This is a genomic window from Patescibacteria group bacterium (assembly GCA_028692545.1).
Classification (GTDB): Bacteria; Patescibacteriota; Patescibacteriia; order UBA1558; family S5-K13; genus STD2-204.
Map to the genome: position 1 here is coordinate 80905 of JAQUXC010000001.1, position 6361 is coordinate 87265.

The following is a 6361-nucleotide window of genomic DNA, read 5'->3' on the forward strand; positions in this document are numbered from 1 at the left end:
GCGGTCTTTTATTTTTTTGAGTTCTAAATTTATAAGAAGTTTAGAATTTTACTTGTACATTTTCTTTTGCTTTTTCTTCTGCTTCAAAGAATTCAAATTTTTTGAATTTTAGCATATTTGCAATAATATTATCTGGAAAAACTTGTATTTTTATATTGAAGTCTCTTGCATTACCATTGTAAAATCTTCTTGCAGCTTGTATCTTATTTTCTGTGTCTGATAATTCATCTTGTAATTTCATAAAGTTTTCAGATGCCTTTAAATTTGGATAATTTTCTGATACAGCAAAAAGTGTTTTTAGTGTTCCTGTTAATGTGTTTTCTGCTTCCAATTTTTCTTGTGGATTTTTTGCATTCATTGCCATATTCCTAGCATTTGTGACTTCTGTAAGAACCTTTTCTTCATGAGACATATATCCTTTTACAGTTTCGATTAAGTTTGGAATAAGATCATATCTTCTTTTTAACTGTACATCTATATCAGAAACAGCTTCTTCTGTTCTATTTTTTAATTTTATGAGTCCGTTGTAGATTCCTACTATCCATAATATTAGAGCTGCCAATACTCCTAGTACAATGTAAATTATTTTGTCCATAGTATTTTTTATTGATTAATTTTTTAATATATACAATTTTTATCTTTTTATTATTGGTTTTTTTGGTGCTAGTGGTATTGGTTTTGTTCTTGGGTTTGGTGGAATTACAATTTCTTCTTTTGTTTGATTTGTGTCTCCGCTATCTATGTCTGTAGAAGTTGTTGAGTTTTCATTTTGTTTTTTGATATCTTCTACTGTTTTTAATATATTTTCCGATTCAACTTGTTTTTTATTTTTATTACTTTTCAACATTCCACTTACGTATATTATTTCTACTGCAAGAGCTATTACTATTATTATTATAGCAATTTTTATTTTTTTTTCACTTTGTATTTCCATATTTTTTTTGTCCGGTCTGTATGACTGGATTATCTAATATTTATAATTAGACTATTTATCTATATTTATTTTATATTATAGATAATTAAATGAAGTCTATCTATATTAAATATTTTATCATTATATTTTCCCTTTTACAATTCTTTTAATTTTTATTATAATATATGTATAAAAAAAGAAAAATAAAATTTTCAATAATTTTTAAATTTATGGCAAAAAATAAAAACATACAAAGAAATAAAATAAGTTTCTTTGTTTTTATATTTGTTGCATTTTTTTTGGCAATGAGTACTGTAATTGGCGCTGAATGGGTAGAGCCATCAGTAGATCCACCCGGTGGAAATGTTGAGCCACCTATAAATCAGGGATCTATTCATCAATATAAACTTGGTGGACTTACAGTTGGTACAAATTTGATAAATGAAGACAATGTTTTAAATGTATATGGTGCATCATTGTTTAGTGGTGGTGCTCTTCAAGCTACTGGAGGAATACTTGTAAACACATCAAAAATGACAATAGATGGTGTTGATTTAGAGATGCAAAATGGTGCTAATTTGTTTGTAAACAAAGGAAATATAACGGTTTCAAATGATGAAAATAATATAAATAGTATTTATTTAGAAACATATGGTGATTCAAGCACTGGTTTATATGTGTATGATTCTTCCCCTCTAGGTTCTTCTATAGGAATTTTTTCTGGTTCTTATAGTAATACAGCAATATTTGGATACAGTGACGAAGGGACGGGTGTATTTGGACAATCTGATCAAGGTGCTGGTGTTTGGGGTTATTCACCTATTTTAGCCGGTAGATTTGATGGACCTGTTGTTTTTCATGGCATTGATAGTTCTGAAGAATATGGAGTTGTCATAGAAAATGATAGTGTAAAAATAGGAGGAGATGATGTATCTGCCAGTAAAGGTGATTTATATGTTTCAAGGGGTATTTCTACTGTTTCAAAAGATGAATCTGTCGGTAATTCAAATGTATATGCTGACAACACTATAGTGACTGATAGCTTGTGCCTTGGTGCAAAAACAAATGAAGAATATCAAGGTATAGATGGATCTGGTTTGCCAACAGGATCAAGTTGCAGGACAAGATGGCCTGGACCTAATAATGAAGATTGGTATATATGGAATGCTGACAATCATTCTGGTCTTGCTGAGGCAAATGCTTATCAGGGTGGTAGTATAAGAATAGATGGAAATATAAACAATGCAATTTCTTTTGATGAGAATAATGTAACTGTTACAGGAGAGCTGCTTGTAACAGAAGATGTTTTTAATATTGGGGGTACTCTTACTGCCGATTCGGGAATAACAGTAAATGGAGGAATTATTATGGACTCAGGAGAATTAAACGTAAGAAATAATAGAATAATAGGTATTCCTGATCCAGGCTCTGGTTCAAATTATGACAATGATGCAGTTCCAAAATCTTATGTAGACGATTTAATAGGTGATAATTCTTTTTGGGAAATGAATCAAAATTCTTGGAATTTAGAGCCAAAATCATCATTAGGAATAAGAGGTGTTTCAGTAGGATCTACATCTACGGATTTAGAGGCTGGACAATCTTTGATTTCAGGAACTATAAATATTAGTTCCACTCAAGTCGATTCCAATTTTTTGAGTTTTAAAACTTTTGCTCATTCGTATTATGATCAAATGGTAGTTACTTCCAAGGGAGAAATTGGGCTTGGTACATCTACTCCAAATAGAGCTATACATGTTTATAAAGTTGCTGGAGATAATGCAGAAATTGATATTCAAAGTGTTTCTGGAGAAGGAAATCATTGGGGCATATATAATGAAAGAGATAATGCTAATAATGATCTCGATAATAGTTTGAGATTTTGGAACGATGATAATAATGTATTAACTTTGCAATCCAATGGAGGTGTAAAAATTGATGAGCTTAGTGGTGGAGCATCTAATCGTTGTTTGTATGTAAATGCAAATGGTGTAATAGGCGCAAGTACAGGTGATTGTGGATCCTTTTCTGATAATATATTATCAATTGCTTGTAATCCAGGAGGTACACAAGACATTCCTGAGAAGGCCTTACAAATCGGAGATGCTTCATATATATATGATAGTTCTTGTCCCAACACTGGGGAAGTAGTTGATACAGGAACAGTAATGCAAACATTACATATTCAGTCAGGAGAGGCAATTGATATAAATGCTACAGGGGAGCTTAGATTAAAAGTTGGTAATAATTATGGAATAAAAATTTCAGGTGATGGAAAAGTGACTTTGGGTGGATGGTTGTTATCTACTCCAAAGACATCTTATACTCAAACTTATAATTATTTGGTAGGAGGAGCAGCGGCAGGTATTCAGGGAAATTTAAATAATTCCACTATTGAATTTGGTTTTTTTGGTAGAACTGGTAATACGGAAGGCTTAGAATCCGTAAACGCTACTTATGGTGGAGTAGGTAGAAGATTAAGATCTTCAACTGGTCAATATGCTTATTCAGGTATTTATGGATATTCCAAAGGAGATAATAGTTCATTTTCATATGGAGTTGAGGGAGTCTCTGAATCTGGTACTGCTCTAAGAGGTTATTCTAAGGGAACCGGTAATATTTTGGTTTTGGACTCTGTCAATTTTGTAGGTGGACATGCTTTAGTAGTAGATACGAATGGAATAATAAATACAAGTGGAAAAATAAAAATATCTGAAGGTACTACTGAATATTCAGAAATAGATACAGAGTCAACAGGGCTTATGAAAATATCTACTCCAAATGGAGTTGGTAATTCTGTACAAATATCATCAGGTGTAAACACAGGCAATTCAATATCCGAAGCAATTACATTAAAAACAAATCAAACAATTGGTAGTACAGATGAGTTGTTGCAAATAACAAATAATGCAACAAATTTATTTACTGTTTTGGGAAATGGAAATGTTGGAATAGGGACTACAGTTCCAGGGGCAAATTTACATATAAAAACTGCTTCTGGTAATGCAGAAATAGATGTTCAAAGTGGAAGCAGTCCAAAATGGGGAATATATCAAGATGATGGCTATGATGATTTGAGATTTTGGAATGTTGACAATAGGATGACTATTACAAATGAGGGAAATGTAGGAATAGGTACTACTGCTCCATCCGTAAAGTTGGATATAAATGGAGATGTACATGTTTCTAGTGATATTTCTACTAATAGGGCCTATGTAACACAAGAAATAATAGCTGGTAATGTTAGTGAATCAAATGGTGCCTCTTTTAGATCCCCTGCTTTGCGTGTTCCTCAACAATTTTGTGTTGAGCTTAGAGTAAATTCGAGGATAAGTTTTTCTGGATGTACTATGAGCATGCATTATGATTTATATACTGATGCAAGAGTAAATATTAGCGGAAGTTATTTTAGTGTACGTAATAATGAAGAGTCAGCAAATAGATATTGTCAGGAATTGGGATATACAGGAGCTTATGAATGGGACTATGACCCAAATAGTAATCTTCAATTTTCTGCATCTTTATCTTGGCAAGATAAAAAATGGAACATTTACACTTTGGGTCAAGGGTATGCACATCGTAATATCAATATAGGATGCTATTAGTATAAAAAATAATAATATATTAAATTAATAAATTTATTTATATATATGAAAAAAATATTTATTGCAACAATTTTATTAGTATCTATATTTTCTTTTAGATTTGTTTTTTCTGAAGATCGTGCTTCAGAAATAATAGATAATAAGCCAGTAGAAGATGATGGAGATGTTTGTAAAGGGCAGATAGATGATATAGATGGTCGATGCCTTCGAGAAAATGAAATATCTAGAAGAGAGGCAATAAACATGAATAATATTTTAAAAATTGTTAATTCCTTTGACTCCACAAAGAACAACACTATTCCAAATTTTAGTTATTTATCTGATACTACAAAAAACAAATTAATAGAAAAATTATCTGGTTATTATGATAAAAATAGTCATATCAGCACTACAACAATAGAGAGCATTCCTCGTAGTGAAAGAGATTTGTTTTTTAGGGATGCTTATGTACCATATATTTCACTATTAAAATCAATAAGTATTTTTAGTTCATATAATAATTTAGGATCATCTATTCAGGGTATGATTACATTATTAAATTCTACGGAATTATATATTCAAAATAGTGATATAAATGTATCCCAATTTACAACTCAAATTCAAAGTGCAAGATCTCAGCTACAAGGATATATAAGCTCAATAAATTCTGATATTGGTGCTCTGTATACAACTATATATAGTTTTGATAAAGATAATCCTGATAGTTTTTCTGGTTTTATAGATTCGTCAACTGGTAATAGAAATACTTTGAATGATAGAAGTGCTACTTATTTTTCTGTAAAAGATAATATAATTAACTTAGCAGTAGATGCAATTAGAGCGGTAGAAATTGCCTACAATGGAAATTCTAGTATAGTAGCTTCACCAAATTTGATATATAGCGATGGAACCAGTGTTTCCAAAGTTACTATTACTGTAAAAAATACATTAAAAAATCCAATAGTAAATAGACAGGTAAATTTGACCTCTACAAGCCAAGGAGTTTCTATTAATCCTGCAAGCGGATATACAAATGCTAGCGGTGTTGTGGAATTTAGTATTACAAGTAATGTATCCGGATATATAAATTTGAAGGCAACTATTGAAGGTGAAACCTTGGAATTATTGGGTTCAAATATTATAAATGTTTGGTCTCTTGAACACAAAGGATGTGCAGATACAGGTGGAGTATGGACTGGGGAAACGTGTATTTGTCAAAAAGATTATGAATGGGTTCCAAAAGATCTTAAGTGTGTAAGTTCGGCACAACTGGGATGTGAAAAAACTGGTGGAATCTGGGAAGGTAAAGTTTGTACTTGTCCAAAAGGATATACCTGGATTGAAAAAGATCTTAAGTGTATAAATTTGGCACAACTTGGATGTGAGAGTACTGGTGGCACTTGGATTGGTAGCATTGGTGGTGGTATGGATGAAGGTGGCAGTGCAGGTACTTGTACTTGTCCAAAAGGATATACTTGGATTGAAAAAGATCTTAAGTGTATAAGTTTGGCACAACTTGGATGTGAGAGTACCGGTGGTACTTGGAAAGAAAGCATATGTTCTTGTCCATCTGGATATACTTGGGATGAAAAAAATCTTAAATGTATAACGCTAGCACAATCAGGATGTGAAAGTACTGGTGGTAAATGGGATGGTAAAATTTGTACGTGTCCAGGTGGATATACTTGGAGTGCAAGTAAATTGCAATGTATAACACTAGCACAATTTGGATGTGAGAGTACTGGTGGTAAATGGGATGGTAAAATTTGTACGTGTCCAGGTGGATATACTTGGAGTGCAAGTAAATTGCAATGTATAACACTAGCACAATTTGGATGTGAGAGTACTGGTGGTAAATGGGATG

At 31.9% G+C, this 6361-nt stretch carries 4 protein-coding genes; 2 read left to right on the forward strand and 2 right to left on the reverse strand.

Annotation, left to right across the window (positions count from 1 at the left end; genetic code table 11):
• Positions 1 to 40: 40 nt before the first annotated feature.
• Together PHZ07_00480 and PHZ07_00485 are read right to left on the reverse strand one after the other, a co-directional pair.
• Positions 41 to 595, reverse strand: a complete 555-nt coding sequence (locus tag PHZ07_00480) for a LemA family protein (protein MDD3284053.1) — start codon at positions 593 to 595, stop codon at positions 41 to 43.
• 39 nt (positions 596 to 634) lie between these two features.
• Positions 635 to 934 (reverse strand): hypothetical protein, encoded by a 300-nt coding sequence (locus tag PHZ07_00485; protein ID MDD3284054.1) that lies wholly within the window; start codon positions 932 to 934, stop codon positions 635 to 637.
• A gap of 209 nt (positions 935 to 1143) precedes the next feature.
• Here PHZ07_00485 and PHZ07_00490 point away from each other — a divergent pair, with 209 nt between their 5' ends.
• On the forward strand, positions 1144 to 4518 hold the full coding sequence (locus tag PHZ07_00490; GenBank protein ID MDD3284055.1) for a hypothetical protein: 3375 nt from the start codon (positions 1144 to 1146) through the stop codon (positions 4516 to 4518).
• A gap of 45 nt (positions 4519 to 4563) precedes the next feature.
• The coding region (locus PHZ07_00495) for an Ig-like domain-containing protein (protein ID MDD3284056.1) at positions 4564 to 6361 on the forward strand (1798 nt) is incomplete at its 3' end.

What these genes read in the sequence shown, in the direction of transcription:
- PHZ07_00480 (MDD3284053.1), bottom strand. Translation starts at nt 595, where the DNA reads ATGGACAAAATAATTTACATTGTACTAGGAGTATTGGCAGCTCTAATA.
- PHZ07_00485 (MDD3284054.1), bottom strand. Translation starts at nt 934, where the DNA reads ATGGAAATACAAAGTGAAAAAAAAATAAAAATTGCTATAATAATAATA.
- PHZ07_00490 (MDD3284055.1), top strand. Translation starts at nt 1,144, where the DNA reads ATGGCAAAAAATAAAAACATACAAAGAAATAAAATAAGTTTCTTTGTT.